Here is a 19,255-nt window from a genome sequence, read left to right as displayed (position 1 = left end):
TGTTTCTGATGACTAACAAGAAAGATACCGTGCCCCTACCTGAAGACCTGCGGGTATTCCTGACCGTGATCCGCAAGGCCGGCTTTGCTGCGGCTGCCGATGAACTGGGGCTGTCCCCGGCCTACGTCAGCAAGCGTATCCAGATTCTCGAAACCACCCTGGCCACCCGCCTGTTGCACCGCACCAGCAGGCGTATCGCCCTGACCGAAGACGGTGAGCGCGTGCAGCGCTGGGCCGTGCGCATTCTCGAAGACTTCCAGCAACTGTCCGACGAACTCTCCGACGCCCACGACAGCCCTCGCGGCCATCTGCATTTGTGCAGCAGCTTCGGCTTCGGCCGCAACCATGTGGCGCCGGCCCTGTCGCTGCTGGCTGAGCAATACCCGGACCTGGAGATTCGCCTGGACCTGTTCGACCGCGTGGTGGACATCGTCAGCGAAGGTTTCGACCTGGAGATCCGTGTGGGCGACGACATCCCCGGCCAACACATCGGCCGCCGGCTGGTGAGCAACCGCCGGGTGCTATGTGCCGCGCCCGCCTACCTCGAACGCCGTGGCACACCGCAGCACCTGGGCGATCTGGAACAGCACGACTGCCTGGTGCTCAAGGAGCGCGACAACGCCTTTGGCATCTGGCACCTGGAGCGCGATGGCGTGCAGGACAGCGTGCGCGTGCGCGGGCCGTTGTCGTCCAACAATGGAGAGATTGTCTTGCAATGGGCACTTGATGGGCGTGGGGTGTTGTTGCGGTCGATGTGGGATGTGAAGCCGCTGCTGGAGCAAGGGAAACTGGTGCAGGTGCTGCACGACTATACCCAGAGCGCCAACGTGTGGGCGGTGTATCCGACGCGGTTGGCGTACTCCGGAAAGCTGCGGGCGTGTGTGGAGTTCTTGCGGGAGCACTTCAAGGGGTTGTCGATCTGATACCCCGCTGAGTCCTGAACCCCATCCACAACCCCATGACCACCAGGGCACTCAACGGCAGCCCGTGGAACAGCACAATCACCTGGGCCGGCGTCCACGTCAGGTAGAACGGCCCGACCACCAGCATGCCCACGCCGAAGCCGGCCATCTGAATCAGGGTCAATAGACTGAACAGCGGCAAGCGCAGGCTATCGGGTTCACTTTGCGCGCGGGAGACCAGGGCCACCTCGGATACGCCATCTCCCAGCCCGGCCCACACCACCAGTACCAACGCCAGCCACAGTTCGGTTTGCTGGAAGGTCAGGATAAAGCCGCTGGACATCAGCGCTACACCGGCCATGAACATCCGTTCCATGCCTTGGGTGCCACGGCTTTTTAGAACCGCACTGGCCAGGCGTGCGCCAATAAACTTGCCGCAAGCCCACACCGCCAGCAGATAGCCCATGACGGTGTTTGCCGTGTCGGGGGAAATGTACTGGGACAGCACCGGCCAGCCGACGTTATGGGCAGCGCTGCCAAGGGTATCGAGCATGCTGATCAGCAACATGGCGGCCAGCACCGGGGCGCCGCGCAAGCCTTTCTTCAGTTCGTGCCATTCCGCCGAGAGGCCGCGATGCACGGCCATGGCGACGGCGTACAGCCCGCGCAGCGGCAGGATCAAGCCGGCGGCCACAATATAAGTGGCGATGTTGACGGCAAACACCGCCTCGAACCCACCGGTGGCGATCAACAACCCGGACAGCAAACTGCCGAATACCGCACCAGTGGCAGCCGCTGAAGTGATCCACGCATTGGTGGAAACCCGCTGCTCAAGCGCGACCCAGGTCGGTAACTGACTGTTCAGACCGATGGCAAACAGCGAATTGCACAAGCCGATCCCGAAGGCGATAAAGGGCAGCACACTAAGCTGAAGGTCCGGGATCAACACCAGCAACGGCGTCAGCAACAGCGCCCGGGCCAGGTCCAGCCCCGCCAACGTGCCACGCCCGGCAAAGCGCCGGAAAAACGGGATGCCGAACAGGCTGGCGACAATGCCGCCGGTGACGCGGCATGCCAGGAAGAGGCTGACAAACACCACGCTTTGGCTGAGCCAGTAGACGTAAGTGGACAAGGCCACCATGTTGAGGAACGCGCCGAAATCCGAAACACCCCGGGCGAAGATGATCAGGCGGGCGTTTCGGGTCGAGAGGGCGAACTCGGGATTGCGGTTACACACGCTGAAATTCCTTTTTCCGTGACGGACCAACCTCCATGTCGCGGTCCACTTAAGCCCACGGTGCCCAACGTGTCAACGTAAGGTGCTGAGTCTAATTGGCGAACTGCCCCCCTGTGGGAACGATCGCATTGGAAAACTGCACCCCTCCTGTAGGAGCTGTCGAGCTTCAGCGAGGCTGCGATGGGATCACCGCGGTACACCTGCAGCACCGCAGCGCCTGCATCGCAGCCTCGCTGAAGCTCGACAGCTCCCACAGGTGATCTTGCTCAGCTAAGCCAGGGATTGGCCGCCAGATGTTCGCGTTCAAACGCCCTGATCTGCTCACTGCGCTGCAACGTAGTACCGATAGCATCCAACCCCAGCAACAACGCAGTCTTGCGCAACGTATCAATCTGGAACGAAATCACCTGCCCGTCCGCCAACCGAATCTCCTGGGCCTCAAGGTCCACACTGATCTGCGCCTGTTCAGGCTGGCTCACCGTCTGCCCCAGCCGCTGCAACACCGCCTCCTCCAGCGTGATCAACAACACCCCATTACGCTGACAGTTGTCATAGAAAATCCCGGCAAAGCTGCTGCCGATCAGCGCCCGAATGCCCATCTGCTTCAAGCCCCACACCGCATGCTCGCGGCTGGAACCACAACCGAAGTTAGGCCCCACCACCATAAAGCTCGCGCCCTGCCAGGCCGGCTGGTTCAGCACGAATTGCGGGTTAGGCTCGCCCGAAGGCAAGAAGCGCAAGTCAAAGAACAACCCGCGATCCAGCCCGTTGCGGTCGATGCCCTTGAGAAACTGCTTGGGCATGATCACATCAGTGTCGATATTGGCCGCCAGCATCGGCGCGGCTTTGCCGGTGATGCGGGTAAAGGGTTGCAGGCTCATGTGCGGTCTCCAAAGTGGCGAATGTCCGTCAGGCGGCCGGTGATGGCGGCGGCGGCGACCATGGCCGGGCTCATCAGGTGGGTGCGGGCACCCGCGCCCTGGCGGCCTTCGAAGTTGCGGTTGGTGCTGGAGGCACAGCGGTCGCCCGGCTCCAGCACGTCGTCGTTCATGGCCAGGCACATCGAGCAGCCGGACTGGCGCCACTCAAAACCGGCGTCGATAAAGATCGCGGCGAGGCCTTCGGCTTCGGCCTGGTCGCGCACTTCAGTGGAGCCCGGCACGATCATCGCCCGCACATGGTCGGCCACGTGCTTGCCGCGCACCACGCTGGCAGCGTCCCGCAGGTCTTCGATGCGGGCGTTGGTGCAGGAGCCGATAAACGCGTGGCTGATGACGATCTCGCTCAAGAGCATGCCGGCCTCCAGGCCCATGTAGTTCAGGGCGCGGCGCATGTCCTGGCGCAGGATCAGGTCGCTGACGTCTTGCGGGTCCGGCACGCGGGCGCCGATGGGCGCGGCCTGGTCGGGGCTGGTGCCCCAGGTGACCATCGGCTCCAGCGCGGTGGCGTCCAGTTGCACTTCGAGGTCGAACACCGCGTCGGCGTCCGAGTGCAGTTGGCGCCAGCCCACCAGGGCGCGTTCCCACAATTCGCCCTTCGGCGCCCGGGGCTTGCCCTTGAGGTAGGCGAAGACTTTTTCATCCGGCGCCATGAAGGCACCGCGTGCGCCCGCTTCCACCGCCATGTTGCAGATGGTCATGCGGGCCTCGACGCTCAGGGCATCGATGGTCGAGCCACGAAACTCGATGGCGTAGCCGGTGGCGCCCGAAGCGCCGATCTTGCCGATCAGCGCCATGATCACGTCCTTGGAGGTCAGGCCGTGGGCCAATGTACCGTCCACGGTCACGCGCATGCTCTTGAGGCGTTTGTAGACCAGGGTTTGCGAGGCCAGCAAATGCTCGATTTCCGACGTGCCGATGCCAAAGCCGAACGCGCCCAACGCACCGTAAGTGGTGGTGTGGCTGTCGCCGGCGGCGATCACCATGCCCGGCAGGATAAAACCCTGCTCCGGGGCGATCACGTGTTCGATGCCCTGGCGTTTGTCGAGGATGTCCAGCAGTTCAATCCCGAAGTCCCGGCAGTTTTCCGCCAGGTACGACACTTGCCGCGCGCCGCCCGCATCCGGCATGGCCGCGATGCGCTTGGGCGTGGTGGGGTTTACATGGTCGACCACCGCCAGCGCCGTGCCGGGGCGCCACACGCCGCGGCCCGCCTCGCGCAAGCCGCTGAAGGCCTGGGGGCTGGTGTATTCGTTGATCACCTGGCGGTCGATGTACAGCAGCACATGGCCCTGGTCATCCAGGCGGCACACCGTGTGGGAATCGATGTGTTTGTCGTAGAGGGTTCTGGCAGAAGTCATTATGGGGCTCGCTCAACGGTATGACTCCATCATAGGCAGCGCCCCCGCCCCATCAATCCCGCCTTGGTGATGACTCGAAACATGTTTCGTGTTGCATGAATGAGTATCTGAAACATTTACTTTCATATCCGCCTTAGGGTTTTGCGTTTCTCATCCGTCTTAACTTAGATACAGCCGCTCGCGTCAGCAAAAGCTACGGGTGGCGTTTTCCGGGCCTTTACTGCCCCCCTCCGATCAAGACCCTCATTCACATGTCGAAGAAGTCACGCTCAAAACTCTGGTTTCTCGTGCACAGCTGGCTGGCATTGCCCATCTGGTTCTTTGTGCTGATCGTCTGCGTCACCGGCACCCTGGCGGTGGTCAGCCAGGAGATCGTCTGGCTGGCCAACCCGGACATCCGCGCCAGCAAGCCGTCGGACGATGCCGAACCGCTCACCTACGACCAGGTGATCGGCGCCATCAAGCGTGCCGAACCCCAGGTGATCGTCGAATCCCTGAGCCGCCCGGACGAATCGCACTTCGCCCTCAGCGCCGACCTGAGCTACCCCGACGGGCGCTCGCTGGAGGTTTACGTCAACCCGTATACCGGGGTGATCCAGGGCATCAGCCCATCGTTCAACTTCCAGCAATTTACCCGTGCCCTGCATGGCTGGTGGCTGGTGCCTTTCACCAATGGTTACAGCTGGGGCTGGTACCTGGTCTCGCTGCTGGGCTTGCCGCTGTTGGCCTCGCTGGTCACCGGCCTCGTGGTCTACAAGCGCTTCTGGAAAGGTTTTTTCAGGCCAACGCTGCGCATTCGTCACGGTGCGCGGATTTTCTGGGGCGACTTCCACCGGTTGAGCGGCATCTGGTCGATCTGGTTTATCGCGGTGATCTCCATCACCGGCACCTGGTTCCTGATCCAGGCGATCCTGGGCGATAACCAGATCACCATTTCCAGCGAGCCGATCGTCCCGGCGATTGCCCGCGACAAAGTACCGATGTCCGCCCCGGGCGTGCCGGCGCCCATGATTCCACTGGACGAGGCGATCACCATCGCCACCCAGCGGATTCCGGGGCTTGAGGCCAGCTTTGTGAGCCTGCCCAGCAACGCCTACAGCCACCTGCGCATCGGCGGGCGTGGCTGGTACCCGCTGATGTTCCAGACTGCGGAAATCAACCCGTACAACGGCGAAATCGCCGCCTCGCACCTGCTGTCCGACCGATCGGCCCTGGAGTTCGTCACCGAATCCATGCGCCCGCTGCACACCGGGGATTTTGGCGGTATCTGGATCAAGCTGATCTGGGCCTTCTTCGGCCTGGTGTTGAGCATGATGGTCTTGAGCGGCTTGCTGATCTGGACCAAACGCACGGCCCTGGCCACCCTCAATGCCCTGAAACGTGAAGCCAAGGCGTCCCGTCAACCGGCGAAAATCCAGGCCTTGCAGGCTGAAACAACGGAGGCCAATCCATGAACAAGGCCACGACGATTCAACCGCCCTCGCCGCTGCGGGCCTTTTGGCTCAAGTGGCGCTTCCACATCAATATCCTGCTGTTGCTGGTGCCCCTCGGCTTCATGCCCAAGTACTTCGCCGACGCCGCGCTGTTTCGCGGTGACAGCGGCCTGGGTGAACGGGAGATCGGTGACGTACAGGTCGGCCCCTGGAGCCTGAAGCTCGCAGAGCTACGCAACGAGCCGCCGCGCCCCAATCCGGCGGGCCCGATGAAATCCTTCAACGCGGCCCTGTGCGACACCTGCACCGACCAGGTCAAGGCGACCTACCTGCGCATCGGCAAGCCCCGCAGCCTGCGGGCCGCCGGGGTGATTTTCTTCGGCACCCCGTACCGCATGGGCGCCGCGCTGCCGATCCCTGAACGCACGCCGCTGGACGCCGAAGTGTGGATCACCATGGAAGGCTGGGACGGCGCCATGCACCAGGCCTCCATTCCCTTGAGCCAGGCATCGCCGGCCACCATCGACTGGCTGAAAAAACGAGGAGTCAAACCATGACCTTGCAGCAATTGGCCCGCGCCTGTGGCGTGCTGATCCTCGGCGCCGGTTTCAGTACCGTCGCCCTCGCCCACAACCCGATGTGCGAATGCAAGGAAATCGCCGGCGAGCAGATCCAGTGCACCGGCGGTTTCTCCGATGGCAGCGGCGCCCCGGGCGTGACCCTGGACGTGATCGGCTACGACGAAACCATCCTGGTGCCCGGCAAGCTGGGTGAAGACTCGAAGTTGACCTTCAAGAAACCGTCCGCCGAGTTCTACGTGTTGTTTGATGCCGGCCCCGGCCACGTGGTGGAAATCGACCAAGCGGATATCCAGCCCCAATGAGCACGACTCACGTTGTTCGCCCGGCCGGTGCCGGGCACGAAACCCTGTACGTCCTGCTGCTGTGCCTGATCATCCTCGCCGTTGCCGGCACAGTGGTGGCCTTGCGCGGTGAAAGCCAGGAGATCGCTGCGGTACCGAGCCACCAGTTGGACGCCCGCCGCGACCTCAGCGCAGCCGAGCAAGGCATTTACGCCGACCTGCGGGTGACCCTGGACGAAATCCATTTGCTGCAGGAGGAACACAGCGCCCTGCCGACGCCTGAACAGCTGGCCGAAGAAGGCTTTGCACCCTTCGCCCAGGACGCCAGTTCGGTGAGCCGTGGCGACCACCGCTGGCAGTTGCTGGACACCGCCTACCTGGGCCTGAGCCAGACCCCGGCCCTCAGCGGTTCACTGCTGATGCGCATCAGTGGAGCCGAGCCGGACATCTGGCTCAACCGCAGCGCCAACCTCACCGCCCCCACCGACCTCACTGACCAGGCGCTGATCAGCGCGGGCTGGCAACAAGTGGTCGCGCAGTTCGATGCGGGTGTCACCCGCCAGCATCGTCATTGAATTCACGCTGTAGCCGAGAGAAGACCATGTCTATTTCATCTCCATTTTTACGCCTGGTGCTCGCGGGCTTGTTCACCTTGCTGCTGGCGCCAATGGCCAGCGCCGACCCTGCCAAACGCCTGCGCATCGGCATCACCCTGCATCCTTATTACAGCTATGTGGCCAATATTGTCGGGGACAAGGCCGAAGTCGTCCCGCTGATTCCGGCCGGCTTCAACCCCCACGCCTACGAACCCCGCGCCGAAGACATCAAGCGCATCGGCACCCTCGATGTGATCGTGCTCAATGGCGTGGGCCATGACGATTTCGCCGACCGCATGATCGCCACCAGCGAGCGCCCGGACATCCCGGTGATCGAAGCCAACGCCAACGTGCCGCTGCTGGCCGCCACCGGCAACGCCGCGCGCGGTGCCGGCAAGGTAGTCAACCCGCACACCTTCCTGTCCATCAGCGCCTCGATTGCCCAGGTGAATAACATCGCCCGGGAACTGGGCAAGCTCGACCCGGACAACGCCAAGACCTACACCCAGAACGCCCGCGCCTACGGCAAGCGCCTGCGCCAGATGCGCGCCGACGCCCTGGCCAAACTCACCAGCGCGCCCAACCCGGACCTGCGGGTAGCCACAGTGCACGCGGCTTACGACTACCTGCTGCGGGAGTTCGGCCTGGAAGTTACCGCCGTGGTAGAACCGGCCCACGGTATCGAACCGAGCCCGAGCCAGTTGAAGAAAACCATCGATCAACTGCGGGAACTGGACGTGAAAGTGATCTTCTCGGAGATGGATTTCCCGTCCAGCTACGTCGACACCATCCAGCGTGAGTCGGGCGTGAAGCTGTACCCGCTGTCGCACATTTCCTATGGCGACTACAGCGCTGAAAAGTACGAAGTGGAAATGACCGGCAACCTCAACACCGTGGTACGGGCGATCCAGGAGTCCGGGGCATGACGGCGGCGGAACATTTGAAGGTGGTCAGTGTTGGCCCGACCCTCGACTTCAATAAAGTGGCGCTGACCCTGGGCCGCACGGTGATCCTCGACGCGGTGAGTTTCCAGGTCCAGCCCGGCAGCATCCACGCGCTGGTGGGCCCCAACGGCGGCGGCAAAAGCTCGCTGATCAAAACCCTGCTGGGGCAAACACCGCACCAGGGCCAGTTGAGCCTGCACTGGCCCGATGTGCCGGGCACCATCGGCTACGTGCCCCAGGCGCTGGAGTTCGACCGCGGCTTGCCGATGACCGTCGACGACTTCATGGCTGCCATGTGCCAGCGGCGTCCGGCGTTTCTCGGGCTGTCCAGACATTACGCCGCCGCGATTGGCGAAGCACTCGAACGGGTCGGCATGCAGGACAAACGCAAGCGGCGCATGGGCGCCCTGTCTGGCGGTGAACGCCAGCGGGTGCTGCTGGCCCAGGGCTTGATCCCGGCGCCGCAATTGCTGGTGCTGGACGAACCGATGTCGGCGCTGGACGAAGCCGGCATCCAGGTGTTCGAGCGGCTGCTGAACGACTGGCGCCACGCCGGGATCACCGTGCTGTGGATCGAACACGACCTGGAAGCCGTCGGCCGCCTGGCTGACCGTGTTACCGGCCTGAACCGCCGCGTGCTGTTCGACGCCACGCCCAAGGAGGCGCTGACCCCCGACCGCCTGCTGACCCTGTTCTCCACCCATCCACGGAGCACGGCCTTATGAGCTACGAAGCCTTTCGCTTGATGGTCCAGGGCTGGGCGTCTTCCGGGTATCTGCCGGAAGCGCTGGCCTATGGATTTGTGGTCAACGCCCTGCTGGCCGGGCTGCTGATCGGCCCGGTACTGGGCGGCTTGGGTACGCTGGTGGTGGTCAAGCGCTTTGCGTTCTTTTCCGAAGCCGTGGGCCATGCCGCACTGACCGGCGTGGCCGTGGGCATTCTGCTGGGGGAACCCTACACCGGGCCTTACGGCAGCCTGTTCGGGTACTGCCTGCTGTTCGGCATCCTGCTCAACTACCTGCGCAACCGCACGGGCCTGGCGCCGGATACGCTGATCGGCGTATTCCTGTCGGTGTCCCTGGCCTTGGGCGCGAGCCTGCTGCTGATTCTGGCGGGCAAGATCAACGTGCACATCCTCGAAAACGTGTTGTTCGGCTCGGTGCTGACGGTGAACGGCAATGACCTGCTGGTGCTGGCGATTGTCGGCTCGCTGGTGATGGCCCTGGCGTTGCCGCTGTACAACCGCATCATGCTCGCCAGCTTCAACCCGCAACTGGCAGCGGTGCGCGGGGTGGCGGTGAAGACCCTGGACTATCTGTTCGTGATCCTGGTGACGTTGATCACCGTTGCCGCAGTCAAGGTCATCGGCGCGATCCTCGTAGGCGCGTTGCTGGTGATTCCGGCGGCCGCCGCACGCCTGTTGAGTCAGTCGCTCAAGGGCTTCTTCTGGATCTCGGTGGTGATCGCCACCGTCAGCACCCTGTGCGGGATTCTGCTGCCGATCATCTTCGACCTGCCGATTCCATCCGGTGCCGCCATCATCCTGGTCGCCGGTATCGCCTTCGCCCTCGCCGCTATCGCTCGCGGCACGGTCCCCAGCCTGAAAGGGAATCTTGGATAATGCGCACCGTTCTGAATCCACTGGCCCTGGCCATCGCCTGCTTGATCGCGGCTCCGGTGATGGCGGCTGACGCCGTCAAGCCCGCGCCCCAGGGTGTTCACGCGAGCAAGCCGGTGAAGGTCCTCGCCGCGTTGCCGATCACTTATGGCCTGGCACAAGTGCTGCTCAAAGGCACCGACGTGCAGCTTGAACGTGCGGCGCCGGCCAACCTGCCCGGCTCGCGGCAAGTCGCCTATTTCACCGGGCGCGGCGCGCCGGCGCTGAACACACTGGCGCTGGACGCCGATGCGGCCATCGGCCTGCGCTCGTTATGGCCCGACGACCCGCTGTACCCGGTGGCCCGGCGCAGCAATATCCGCATCGTCGAAGTCGACGCCGCTCGCCCGGTGGACGGCGGCTTGCCAGGGATTGCCGTGCAGCCGGGCGCCAGCGACGGCCTGAACAGCCAGCCGTGGCAAGCCAGCAACAACATGGGACGCATGGCCGATGTGATGGCCGCCGACCTGAGCCGCCTGGCACCCGGGGCCAAGCCGCAGATCGAGGCCAACCTGGCCGCGCTCAAGCAACGCCTGCTCAAGCTCACCGCCGACAGCGAGGCACGACTGGCCAAGGCCGACAACCTGACGGTGGTCAGCCTGAGTGATCACTTTGGTTACCTGGTGAGCGGGTTGAACCTGGAACTGGTCAGCACCGATGCGCGGGCAGACACGGACTGGACGCCCGATGCATTGCAGCAACTGAGTGAAAACCTGAAGGAGAATGAGGTGGCCGTGGTGCTGCATCACCGCAAGCCAAGCGATGCGGTACAGGCGGCTGTCACGGCGGGTGGGTCGAAGTTGCTGGTGCTGGGCACCGATGGCGCAGACCCGGTGGCGGAGCTGGAAGGCAATGTGGATCAGGTAATCAAGGCGCTGACACCTTAAGGACAAACGCGGTCAGTGTGGGAGCTGGCTTGCCTGCGATAGCGGAGTATCAGTCAACAGAGATGCAAGCTGACTCACCGCTATCGCAGGCAAGCCAGCTCCCACATTCGATCTTCACAACCTTCAAGGTATGGGTCAGCCAGCCAGCGCCTGGCTATCCATCTTCTGGCGCAGGCTCAGCGGGCGCATGTCGGTCCACACCTCTTCGATGTAGGCCAGGCACTCTTTCTTCATCCCGCTTTTGCCCACGGTACGCCAGCCTTCCGGCACAGCCTTGTAGTCGGGCCAGATGGAATATTGCTCTTCATGGTTGACCACTACCTGAAACAGGATGTCTTCGCGGTCGAATACTGAGGTCATTACGGTTCTCCGTCGGTGTAATGTAAGAAGGAACGTGCCAGCCCGCTAAAAAATTAGAGGCTGGCGACGGCTGCTGCCAGGGCGCGACCAAAAATCTCGGCCACGCGGTCGATTTCCACAGCGGTGATCACCAGCGGTGGCAGGAAACGCACGACACTGCCGTGTCGCCCGCCCAGTTCGAGAATCAATCCACGCTTGAGGCATTCACGCTGCACCAGCGGTGCCAGTTGGCGATGCACCGGCGGATGGCCCTGGGTGTCGGGCGCGCCGGCAGGGTCCACCAACTCCACACCCAGCATCAGCCCGCGCCCACGAATGTCCCCCAACTGCGGGAAGTCACGCTGCAGGATGCGTAGATGTTCGCCGAGACGCTCGCCCATGGCCGCCGCATGGGCGGGAATGTCGTGCTCCTTGAGGTAGCGCATCACCGCCGAGCCGGCCGCCATGGCCATCTGATTGCCCCGGAAGGTCCCGGCATGGGCGCCCGGCAACCAGGTGTCGAGCCAGTCGCGATAAACCACCACCGCCAGGGGCAGGCTGCCGCCGATGGCCTTGGACAACACCACCACGTCCGGGACGATGCCGGCATGTTCGAAGGCAAACATCTTGCCGGTACGGCCAAAGCCGCTCTGGATTTCGTCGACGATCAACGCCACGCCGGCTTGCTCGGTGATGCGCCGCAGGCCGCGCAGCCAATCGAGATCGGCCGGGATCACGCCGCCCTCGCCTTGCACCACCTCGACGATCACCGCCGCCGGCAGCAATACACCGGCCTCGGGGTCGTTGAGCAGGTTTTCCAGGTAGTGCAGGTTGACCTTCACCCCTTCCGCCCCGCCCAGCCCGAACGGGCAGCGATAGTCGTAAGGGAATGGCAGGAATTGCACGCCATTGCCGAGCAGTGCGCCCAACGGCTTTTTCGGCCCCAGGCTGCCCATCAGGCTCAGGGCGCCCTGGCTCATGCCGTGATAACCGCCCTGGAACGACAGCACGGTGCTGCGCCCGGTGGCGGTACGCACCAGTTTCAGCGCGGCTTCCACCGCGTCGGTGCCGGTGGGGCCGCAGAACTGGATCTTGGCTTCCCGCGCCAGCGCCGGCGGCAGCAGGCCGAACAGGTCCTGCACAAACTGGTCCTTGACCGGCGTGGTCAGGTCCAGGGTGTGCAACGGCAATTCATCACTCAGCACCTGGCGAATCGCTTCGATCACCACCGGGTGGTTGTGCCCCAGCGCCAGGGTGCCGGCGCCCGCCAGGCAATCGATAAAGCTGCGGCCTTCGACGTCCTCGACGTAAATCCCGCGCGCACGCTTGAGGGCCAGGGGAATGCGTCGCGGATAACTGCGGGCATTGGACTCCTGCTGGCGCTGGCGGGCCAGCAGCGGGGTTTCGTCGAACTGATAGAGCGTTTCCGCAGGGACCGCCAGGGTCTCTTGAATACGGCTGGTAGCGACTGACATCTCTCGATCCCTCAATACGCTGATGATGGTGACCAAACTGCCAACCCGTTGGCGTCTGGCCCAAGGGCAGCGCACGGATTTCCTGTTCTGGAAACGCATCAGCGCGGGGAGGATTTACACCTGTGGTCGTTAAAAACCGCTTTAGCGGATTTACCCGACGACCCCGGTGTATTTTTCATTCAACGCATACAGGATGGCGCAGGTCTCCGCGTCCAGCCGCCCACTGTAGTCACAGGGGCGAAAATGCATCTGGAACGCGCGGACACGCTGCTGAAACCCCAGGCGATTTTTCGCCGGGGCGTACCCGTAGCGCTGGAACGCCCGTTCGACTTCAACCTCGGGCGGCAGGCCGATGTCGAACCAGCGTTGATAGGCGATCTTGGCGGTGTCCTCAAACCAGGCGCCTACGCCTGCTTCGAACAGGCAACGCCACGGCAAACGAGGCCCGGGGTCGCTCTTGCGCCAATAGGCAATGTCTGAGTGCCCGAGCATGTCGGTGGGGCCAATCGCCGGGTAGCGTGCCTGGATGTCATGAATCAGGGCAATCAACACGTCGACCTGCTCCTGCCCATACGCAGGAAAGCTGAACACACCGGCCTCATCCCGCGCCAGGTTGACGATTTCAATGCCGATGGAACTGCGGTTGAGGTTATCGCGCCCCGCCCAATGGCTGGCGCCCGCATGCCACGCGCGGTGGGCTTCATCCACCAGGCGGAAGACCCGCAACTCCTGATAACCCGCTGCGCGGTAACTCGGGTCATGAGGATCGGCCAACAGGTAGTGCGAACTGACGCCGCCGCAGGTCAGTGTCTGCAGCGACGAGGCAAAAGGCGCGGCGGTGTAGTGCACAATCACCTGGCGCACGGCTTCGCCGTTACGGCCGTTAAAGTCTGTTGCGGGGTACGTGGAATCGATGACCAACATGGAGGCTGTCCTTTTCAACACAGGCCGAATCATTCAGCCCGTTCAAACACAAAAAAATTACCGCCATCCTGAAGCGTTGCGCTTGAGGATGGCGGTAGCTATGTGTGCCGTGAAAAGAAGGTGTCAGCGACGCAGCGGCATGCCGAGGTCGACCCGCAGGCCATCGGCCTGGCTGTCGAATTTCAGCGAGCAGGAGCAGCGCTGCACGATTGCCTGCACAATCGCCAGCCCCAGGCCGCAACCGGGGCTGTTGCCATTGCGCCAGAAGCGCTGGGTCAGGTGTTGCAAGTCTTCACTGGAAATCGGCGCGCCGTGGTCACGTACCCGGAACACCACGTTATCGCCAGCACTGGACACACTCAGCTCCACCCGGGTATCCGCCGGTGTGTGGCGCAGGGCGTTATCCAGCAGGTTGCGCAAGGCGGCAACGGCCAGGCCCACCGGCATTTCCACCGGTTGGTCAGAGAGGCTGTCTGCCAGCACCAGGTCAATGCGCTGATTGTCGCCACCGTTGGCATCCTGGATCGCCAGTTGAGCGACTTGCTCGGCGCTCGATTGCAGGCCGTCATCAAACGACAGGCTGCCTTCGACCCGCGCCAGCAGCAGGAGCTGCTCAAGGGTGCGGTGCAGGCGGTCGGCGCCTTCCTCGGCGTGGGCCAGGGACTGGTCACGGGCGGCGCCTTCGGTCATGCGCGCCACTTGCAGGTGGGTCTTGATCGCGGTCAGCGGGCTGCGCAGTTCGTGGGCGGCGTCGCCGGTCAGGCGGCGCTCGCGCTCGATGGTCTTGGCAATGCGTTGCAGCAATTGGTTCTGGGTGTCGAGCAGCGGCTTGAGCTCGCTGGGCAGCGGGCTGATCTGCAACGGCTCCAGGGAGTCGGCACTGCGGCGCATCAAGGCGTCACGCATGCGGTTGAGCGGCAACAGGCTTTGGCCGATCCCCAGCCACAGCAGGCACAGGCAGCCCAGGAGTGCCACGCCCACCGGCACCGAAGCCGCCAGCAGGATCGACATATTCAAGGCTTCACGCTCCACCTGCCGGTCGGCGGTGGTGATAAACAAATCGCCACGGGACAGGGTGAAGCTGCGCCAGCCCACGCCATCAATCATCTGGTCGCGAAAGCCGCTCTTGCGCGACTCCAGGCCCTGGTCCGGGGTGGTATGGCTGCGGGCAAGCACCACCCCGCGCAAGGAGCTGACCTGGCACGCCATGCCGCCGGGTACATTCAATTGTTCAGCGCTGAAATGCGCGCCCTCGCCCGTGCTGGACAGGCCCGGCATCTGCTCCATCAGCCCGGCCACCATGCGCGCCGAAGCCACCAGGCGCTGGTCCAGGGAAAACATCATCTGGTTGCGCAGGTCGTTGAGCATCCACGCGGCGGCCAGTGCCCAGATCAGCACGAAGGCCGCGCCGAGCTTGAAGGTCAGCCGCAGGCGCAGGCTCATCACGAAGCGTCCTCTCCACCATCAGCCGGGCCCAGGCGATAGCCCAGGCCGCGTACGGTTTCGACGATGCCGTTGCCGAGTTTGCGTCGCAGGTGGTGGATGTGCACGTTGAGGGCGTTGCTTTCCAGCTCGTCGTTCAAGCCGTAGACGCTGTCCTTGAGCTGCTCGCTGGAGAGCACCCGGCCACGGTTTTGCAACAGGGCCTGCAGCAGCGCCTGCTCGCGGCGGGACAGGTCCACCGACTCACCACCCAGCAGGGTTTCGCGGCTGCTGGGGTTGTAGGTCAGGCGCCCGTGTTCGATCAGGTTGACGCTGCGCCCGGCGACCCGGCGCAACAGGGTGTGCAGGCGCGCTGCCAGTTCCCGCAGGTCGAAGGGTTTGAGCAGGTAGTCGTCGGCACCGGCTTGCAGGCCATCGACCCGGTTGGTCACCGAGTCCCGCGCCGTGAGGATCAGCACCGGAATCTCCAGGCCCTGGCTGCGCAATTGCTGCAACAGCTTCAAGCCGTCTTCATCCGGCAGGCCGAGGTCGAGTACCATCACGTCGAACTCCGCCACCTTGAGCATCGCCCGGGCAGCGGCAGCCGTGCCGACGCGCTCGACGGTCAGCCCCTGGGCGCTGAGCCCGGCAACAATGCCGCTGGCGATCAGCTCGTCGTCTTCACAGACCAGTACGTGCATGGTGAACCCTTTGCAAAATGTGAGGGTGATTTAAAAGGCGGTGGATTAAGCGCGCATTATGCCGCCAACGCGCGTAAACCCGGATAATCCCTTCTTCTCTAGGATAGCCCGGTTAATCATCGGTTAATCAACGCCACACATTGTGTGTCCCACTTGCTTCGAACTAAGGCTTGATCATGCGGCATCTGTTTATCTTCCTGCTGGTAGTGTTTGCTGGATTCGCCCAGGCCGCGCCGGGCAACAATCCTTTCGAGACCAAACCCGATTTTCTCCCCGTGGGCAAAGCCTTCACCTTTACCTCCGAGCGTCTGGCCTCCGGCGAAACCCAGCTGTTCTGGCAGATTGCCGACGGTTATTACCTGTACCAGCAGCGCATGAAGTTCGACGGCCTGGCCGAAAAGCCGACGTTGCCCCAGGGCGAAGCCCATAGCGACGAATTCTTCGGTGAGCAGCAAGTCTATCGCCAGGGCCTGGAAGTGAAGATTCCTGCCGGCGCCACCGGCCAGGTCAAGGTCGGCTGGCAAGGCTGCGCCGATGCCGGCCTGTGCTACCCGCCGCAATCGATCACCGTGGACCTGGGCGGCAACCCCGCCGTCGCCGCCACCGGCCAGGCCCAGGACCAAAGCCTGGCCAGCGGCCTGCAACAGCGCAGCCTGGGCTGGAGCCTGCTGGTGTTCTTCGGCCTGGGCCTGCTGCTGGCCTTTGCCCCGTGCTCCTTGCCGATGCTGCCGATCCTCGCCGGCCTTGTGGTCGGCAGCGGCGCCAGTCCACGCCGCGGCTTTGCCCTGGCCGCCAGCTACGTGGTGTGCATGGCGCTGGTGTATGCCGCCCTCGGCGTATTGGCCGCACTGCTCGGCGGCAACCTCGCCGCCCTGCTGCAAACCCCGTGGATCCTCGGCAGTTTCGCCGCGTTGTTTGTGATCCTGGCCTTGCCGATGTTCGGCTTCTTTGAACTGCAACTGCCGGCCTTCCTGCGGGACCGCCTGGATAACGTCAGCCGCAACCAAAGCGGCGGCAGCCTGGTAGGTGCCGGCGTGCTCGGCGCCTTGTCCGGCCTGCTCGTAGGCCCGTGCATGACGGCGCCCCTGGCCGGCGCCCTGCTGTATATCGCCCAGAGCGGCAACGCCCTGCATGGCGGCCTGATCCTGTTTGCCATGGGCATCGGCATCGGCGTGCCGCTGTTGCTGCTGGTGACCGTAGGTAACCGCTTCCTGCCCAAGCCCGGTACCTGGATGAATATCCTCAAGGGCATCTTCGGCTTCCTGTTCCTCGCCACCGCCGTGTTGATGATTCGCCCGGTAGTCGGCGAAACCCTGTGGCTTGGCTTGTGGGGTGTGCTGGCGCTGGTCATGGCCTATTGCGGCTGGCGGCTGGCCCGGGATTTCGGGCGCACCGCCATGCTGTTCGGTGCCGGCTCCCTGGTACTGGGCCTTTGGGGCAGCGTATTGGTGATCGGCGCGGCCGGCGGCAGCGACGATCTGTGGCAACCGTTGAAGGTCTACAGCGGCTCGCGGGTGGCCGCAGCCCCCACCGCCCACGAAGCCTTCATGACCATCAACGACCCGGCCGTGCTGCAAAGCCAGCTCGACAGCGCCAAGGCCCAGGGCCAATGGGTGCTGGTGGACTACTACGCCGACTGGTGCGTGTCGTGCAAGATCATGGAAAAACAGGTGTTCGGCAAACCCGAAGTCCTCGACGCCCTCAAGGATGTGCGCCTGCTGCGCCTCGACGTAACCGCCGACAACGCCGCCAGCCGCGAGCTGCTGGGCCGCTACAAGGTCCCCGGCCCGCCGAGTTTCGTCTGGATCGGCCCCGACGGTGAAGAGCGCCGCGCCCAGCGCATCACCGGCGAAGTCGACGCCGCCGCCTTCCTGCAAAGCTGGACCCAAGCCCGGGAAGCCCTCTGATGCTGACACTGACCATCGGCACGTTCGCCATCGCCCTGAATCACTTGCTGCTGATCACGGCGTTGATCCTCGCCACCCTGGTGGGCTGGCGCGTGGCCAAGCGCGGCGGCGAAAACCCGGAGTCGGTGCTGTTCACCCTGTTCTTGCTGGGCATGCTCGCCGCCCGCGTCAGCTTTGTGCTGATGTACTGGACGTACTACCAGAATGACCCGCTGCAAATCGTCGACCTGCGCGACGGCGGCTTCCTCGCCTGGCCCGGCGTCATCGCGCTGGTCCTCGGCGCCTTGGTCTACGGCTGGCGCCGCCCGCTGTTGCGCAAGCCACTGAGCGCCGGGGTGATCACCGGCCTGGCGTTCTGGGCCTTGACCAGCCTGTCCCTGACCCTCTACGAAAAAGGCACCCAACTGCCGGACATTGCCCTGCGCAACGCCAATGGCGAAACCGTGCAACTGGCCGACTACAAGGGCGGCCCGCTGGTGATCAACCTCTGGGCCACCTGGTGCCCGCCGTGCCGGCGTGAAATGCCGGTACTGGAAAGCGCCCAGCGCCAGCGCCCGGACGTGACCTTCCTGTTCGTCAACCAGGCCGAAAGCATGCAAAGCGTCGCCACCTACCTGGCGACCCAGGGCCTGAACCTGGACAACGTGCTGTTCGACGCCAGCGGCCGCCTCGGCCAGGCCGTGGGCTCCATGGCCTTGCCCACCACCCTCTTCTATCAACCGGACGGTCGCCTGATCAACAGCCACCTGGGCGAGTTGTCCCAAGCCAGCCTGGCCCGCGCCATGGAGCGCTTCGAACCGATCAACGCCAAGCCGGCCCTGCCTGCCACCACAAGGAATTCGCCATGCTCCGCCTCCGCCACCTGCTGACCCTGTTGCCCCTGACCCTCGCTGCCACTTTGGTCCACGCCGAAGACTGGCCGGCGCCGATCAAGAACATCGAGGCCAAGGGTGCCAAGATCATCGGCAAGTTCGACGCGCCCAGCGGCCTCACCGGCTACGCCGCGCAGTACCAGAACCGTGGCATGGCGCTGTACCTGACCGCAGACGGCAAAAGCGTGATCGCCGGCAACCTGTACGACGCTGCCGGCAATGACCTGAGCACTGCGCCCCTGGAAAAACTGGTGTACGCGCCCATGGCCAAGGAGGTCTGGGCGAAGATGGAACACAGCAACTGGATCCAGGACGGCAACAAGGACGCGCCACGCATTGTTTATCTGTTCAGCGATCCGAACTGCCCGTACTGCAACATGTTCTGGGAACAGGCGCGGCCGTGGGTGAAGGCAGGCAAGGTGCAGTTGCGGCACATCATGGTGGGGATTATTCGTGAGGACAGCCCGGGTAAATCGGCGGCGCTGTTTGCCGCCAAGGATCCGCAGCAGGCCCTGGAAGCCCATGAGTCGGCCGGTAAAGGCAGCAAGTTGCAGGCGCTGGAAAAGATCCCGGCGGATATCCAGGCCAAGCTCGATTCGAACATGAAGCTGATGGATGAGCTGGAATTGTCGGCGACGCCGGCGATTTTCTATCTGGATGACAAGGGCGGTTTGCAGCAACAGCAAGGGGCGCCGTCGCCGGATAAGTTGGTGAAGATTCTGGGGCCGAAATAAGCGGCGACCGGTCTGACGCCATCGCAGGCAAGCCAGCTCCCACATTTTTGAATGTGTTCACAAT

The 19,255-nt window shown here is 63.7% G+C and carries 20 protein-coding genes; 12 read left to right on the top strand and 8 right to left on the bottom strand.

The window, feature by feature from the left end:
• The first annotated feature begins 8 nt into the window (after positions 1-8).
• Complete coding sequence (locus tag V3W39_RS31300; protein WP_330214024.1) at positions 9-923, top strand: LysR substrate-binding domain-containing protein; 915 nt, start codon at positions 9-11, stop codon at positions 921-923.
• Here V3W39_RS31300 and V3W39_RS31295 read toward each other — a convergent pair.
• From V3W39_RS31295 to leuC, 3 genes are all read right to left on the bottom strand, one after another.
• On the bottom strand, positions 904-2,139 hold the full coding sequence (locus V3W39_RS31295) for an MFS transporter (protein WP_330214023.1): 1,236 nt from the start codon (positions 2,137-2,139) through the stop codon (positions 904-906). The two genes, V3W39_RS31300 and V3W39_RS31295, sit on opposite strands and share 20 nt — an antisense overlap.
• A 266-nt stretch (positions 2,140-2,405) precedes the next feature.
• Positions 2,406-3,020, bottom strand: a complete 615-nt coding sequence (leuD, locus tag V3W39_RS31290) for a 3-isopropylmalate dehydratase small subunit (protein WP_330214022.1) — start codon at positions 3,018-3,020, stop codon at positions 2,406-2,408.
• Positions 3,017-4,438: a 3-isopropylmalate dehydratase large subunit gene (leuC, locus tag V3W39_RS31285; protein WP_330214021.1), complete on the bottom strand. Its 1,422-nt coding sequence runs from the start codon at positions 4,436-4,438 to the stop codon at positions 3,017-3,019. The genes leuD and leuC overlap by 4 nt, the downstream gene beginning before the upstream one ends.
• Positions 4,439-4,689: 251 nt before the next feature.
• Here leuC and V3W39_RS31280 point away from each other — a divergent pair, with 251 nt between their 5' ends.
• The 8 genes from V3W39_RS31280 to V3W39_RS31245 are packed head-to-tail and all read left to right on the top strand — an operon-like array spanning position 4,690 to position 10,817.
• Positions 4,690-5,892 (top strand): PepSY-associated TM helix domain-containing protein, encoded by a 1,203-nt coding sequence (locus V3W39_RS31280; protein ID WP_177077870.1) that lies wholly within the window; start codon positions 4,690-4,692, stop codon positions 5,890-5,892.
• The gene (locus V3W39_RS31275) at positions 5,889-6,428 is read left to right on the top strand and encodes a thiamine pyrophosphate-binding protein (RefSeq protein ID WP_177042804.1); all 540 of its coding nucleotides are present in this window, start codon (positions 5,889-5,891) and stop codon (positions 6,426-6,428) included. The genes V3W39_RS31280 and V3W39_RS31275 overlap by 4 nt, the downstream gene beginning before the upstream one ends.
• On the top strand, positions 6,425-6,754 hold the full coding sequence (locus V3W39_RS31270) for a hypothetical protein (RefSeq protein WP_177042805.1): 330 nt from the start codon (positions 6,425-6,427) through the stop codon (positions 6,752-6,754). Before V3W39_RS31275 ends, V3W39_RS31270 begins: the two co-directional genes overlap by 4 nt.
• Positions 6,751-7,308 carry a DUF6162 family protein gene (locus tag V3W39_RS31265; RefSeq protein ID WP_177121931.1) on the top strand — a complete coding sequence of 186 codons (558 nt, stop codon included), beginning with the start codon at positions 6,751-6,753 and terminating at the stop codon, positions 7,306-7,308. The genes V3W39_RS31270 and V3W39_RS31265 overlap by 4 nt, the downstream gene beginning before the upstream one ends.
• 26 nt (positions 7,309-7,334) lie before the next feature.
• Positions 7,335-8,255, top strand: a complete 921-nt coding sequence (locus V3W39_RS31260; protein ID WP_177042807.1) for a metal ABC transporter substrate-binding protein — start codon at positions 7,335-7,337, stop codon at positions 8,253-8,255.
• Entirely contained in the window at positions 8,252-8,998 is a 747-nt protein-coding gene (locus V3W39_RS31255) for a metal ABC transporter ATP-binding protein (RefSeq protein WP_259201087.1), read from the top strand. The genes V3W39_RS31260 and V3W39_RS31255 overlap by 4 nt, the downstream gene beginning before the upstream one ends.
• Positions 8,995-9,894 (top strand): metal ABC transporter permease, encoded by a 900-nt coding sequence (locus V3W39_RS31250; protein ID WP_029300631.1) that lies wholly within the window; start codon positions 8,995-8,997, stop codon positions 9,892-9,894. Before V3W39_RS31255 ends, V3W39_RS31250 begins: the two co-directional genes overlap by 4 nt.
• A complete protein-coding gene (locus V3W39_RS31245; RefSeq protein WP_177077878.1) occupies positions 9,894-10,817 on the top strand; it encodes a metal ABC transporter solute-binding protein, Zn/Mn family in 924 nt (307 codons plus the stop codon). The genes V3W39_RS31250 and V3W39_RS31245 overlap by 1 nt, the downstream gene beginning before the upstream one ends.
• Before the next feature lie 135 nt (positions 10,818-10,952).
• On the opposite strand, the gene V3W39_RS31240 is transcribed toward V3W39_RS31245, so the two are convergent.
• The 5 genes from V3W39_RS31240 to V3W39_RS31220 form a co-directional block, all read right to left on the bottom strand.
• Entirely contained in the window at positions 10,953-11,177 is a 225-nt protein-coding gene (locus V3W39_RS31240) for an MbtH family protein (RefSeq protein ID WP_003209001.1), read from the bottom strand.
• 53 nt (positions 11,178-11,230) lie between these two features.
• Positions 11,231-12,631: an aspartate aminotransferase family protein gene (locus V3W39_RS31235; RefSeq protein ID WP_177077880.1), complete on the bottom strand. Its 1,401-nt coding sequence runs from the start codon at positions 12,629-12,631 to the stop codon at positions 11,231-11,233.
• Between the two features lie 150 nt (positions 12,632-12,781).
• Complete coding sequence (locus V3W39_RS31230) at positions 12,782-13,555, bottom strand: N-acetylmuramoyl-L-alanine amidase (RefSeq protein WP_330214020.1); 774 nt, start codon at positions 13,553-13,555, stop codon at positions 12,782-12,784.
• 123 nt (positions 13,556-13,678) lie between these two features.
• Positions 13,679-14,998: an ATP-binding protein gene (locus V3W39_RS31225; RefSeq protein WP_330214019.1), complete on the bottom strand. Its 1,320-nt coding sequence runs from the start codon at positions 14,996-14,998 to the stop codon at positions 13,679-13,681.
• Positions 14,998-15,678: a response regulator gene (locus V3W39_RS31220; RefSeq protein WP_003209011.1), complete on the bottom strand. Its 681-nt coding sequence runs from the start codon at positions 15,676-15,678 to the stop codon at positions 14,998-15,000. Before V3W39_RS31220 ends, V3W39_RS31225 begins: the two co-directional genes overlap by 1 nt.
• A 176-nt stretch (positions 15,679-15,854) precedes the next feature.
• Here V3W39_RS31220 and dsbD point away from each other — a divergent pair, with 176 nt between their 5' ends.
• Genes dsbD through dsbG form a run of 3 tightly spaced genes read left to right on the top strand, consistent with a single transcriptional unit; the run spans position 15,855 to position 19,191 of the window.
• Positions 15,855-17,585 carry a protein-disulfide reductase DsbD gene (gene dsbD, locus V3W39_RS31215; RefSeq protein ID WP_330214018.1) on the top strand — a complete coding sequence of 577 codons (1,731 nt, stop codon included), beginning with the start codon at positions 15,855-15,857 and terminating at the stop codon, positions 17,583-17,585.
• Positions 17,585-18,454 (top strand): TlpA disulfide reductase family protein, encoded by an 870-nt coding sequence (locus V3W39_RS31210; RefSeq protein ID WP_177042814.1) that lies wholly within the window; start codon positions 17,585-17,587, stop codon positions 18,452-18,454. The genes dsbD and V3W39_RS31210 overlap by 1 nt, the downstream gene beginning before the upstream one ends.
• Positions 18,430-19,191 (top strand): thiol:disulfide interchange protein DsbG, encoded by a 762-nt coding sequence (gene dsbG / locus V3W39_RS31205; RefSeq protein WP_177042815.1) that lies wholly within the window; start codon positions 18,430-18,432, stop codon positions 19,189-19,191. The genes V3W39_RS31210 and dsbG overlap by 25 nt, the downstream gene beginning before the upstream one ends.
• Positions 19,192-19,255 lie beyond the last annotated feature (64 nt).

The organism is Pseudomonas sp. Z18(2022) (assembly GCF_036346535.1).
Lineage (GTDB): Bacteria > Pseudomonadota > Gammaproteobacteria > Pseudomonadales > Pseudomonadaceae > Aquipseudomonas > Aquipseudomonas yamanorum_A.
The sequence above is the reverse complement of the archived record's forward strand: the minus strand, read 5'-3'. Positions and strand labels throughout refer to the sequence as shown.

Coding starts and splice junctions, on each gene's coding strand:
- V3W39_RS31300 (WP_330214024.1), top strand. CDS start 9: ATGACTAACAAGAAAGATACCGTGCCCCTACCTGAAGACCTGCGGGTA.
- leuD (WP_330214022.1), bottom strand. CDS start 3,020: ATGAGCCTGCAACCCTTTACCCGCATCACCGGCAAAGCCGCGCCGATG.
- leuC (WP_330214021.1), bottom strand. CDS start 4,438: ATGACTTCTGCCAGAACCCTCTACGACAAACACATCGATTCCCACACG.
- V3W39_RS31280 (WP_177077870.1), top strand. CDS start 4,690: ATGTCGAAGAAGTCACGCTCAAAACTCTGGTTTCTCGTGCACAGCTGG.
- V3W39_RS31275 (WP_177042804.1), top strand. CDS start 5,889: ATGAACAAGGCCACGACGATTCAACCGCCCTCGCCGCTGCGGGCCTTT.
- V3W39_RS31270 (WP_177042805.1), top strand. CDS start 6,425: ATGACCTTGCAGCAATTGGCCCGCGCCTGTGGCGTGCTGATCCTCGGC.
- V3W39_RS31265 (WP_177121931.1), top strand. CDS start 6,751: ATGAGCACGACTCACGTTGTTCGCCCGGCCGGTGCCGGGCACGAAACC.
- V3W39_RS31260 (WP_177042807.1), top strand. CDS start 7,335: ATGTCTATTTCATCTCCATTTTTACGCCTGGTGCTCGCGGGCTTGTTC.
- V3W39_RS31255 (WP_259201087.1), top strand. CDS start 8,252: ATGACGGCGGCGGAACATTTGAAGGTGGTCAGTGTTGGCCCGACCCTC.
- V3W39_RS31250 (WP_029300631.1), top strand. CDS start 8,995: ATGAGCTACGAAGCCTTTCGCTTGATGGTCCAGGGCTGGGCGTCTTCC.
- V3W39_RS31245 (WP_177077878.1), top strand. CDS start 9,894: ATGCGCACCGTTCTGAATCCACTGGCCCTGGCCATCGCCTGCTTGATC.
- V3W39_RS31240 (WP_003209001.1), bottom strand. CDS start 11,177: ATGACCTCAGTATTCGACCGCGAAGACATCCTGTTTCAGGTAGTGGTC.
- V3W39_RS31235 (WP_177077880.1), bottom strand. CDS start 12,631: ATGTCAGTCGCTACCAGCCGTATTCAAGAGACCCTGGCGGTCCCTGCG.
- V3W39_RS31230 (WP_330214020.1), bottom strand. CDS start 13,555: ATGTTGGTCATCGATTCCACGTACCCCGCAACAGACTTTAACGGCCGT.
- V3W39_RS31225 (WP_330214019.1), bottom strand. CDS start 14,998: ATGAGCCTGCGCCTGCGGCTGACCTTCAAGCTCGGCGCGGCCTTCGTG.
- V3W39_RS31220 (WP_003209011.1), bottom strand. CDS start 15,678: ATGCACGTACTGGTCTGTGAAGACGACGAGCTGATCGCCAGCGGCATT.
- dsbD (WP_330214018.1), top strand. CDS start 15,855: ATGCGGCATCTGTTTATCTTCCTGCTGGTAGTGTTTGCTGGATTCGCC.
- V3W39_RS31210 (WP_177042814.1), top strand. CDS start 17,585: ATGCTGACACTGACCATCGGCACGTTCGCCATCGCCCTGAATCACTTG.
- dsbG (WP_177042815.1), top strand. CDS start 18,430: ATGCTCCGCCTCCGCCACCTGCTGACCCTGTTGCCCCTGACCCTCGCT.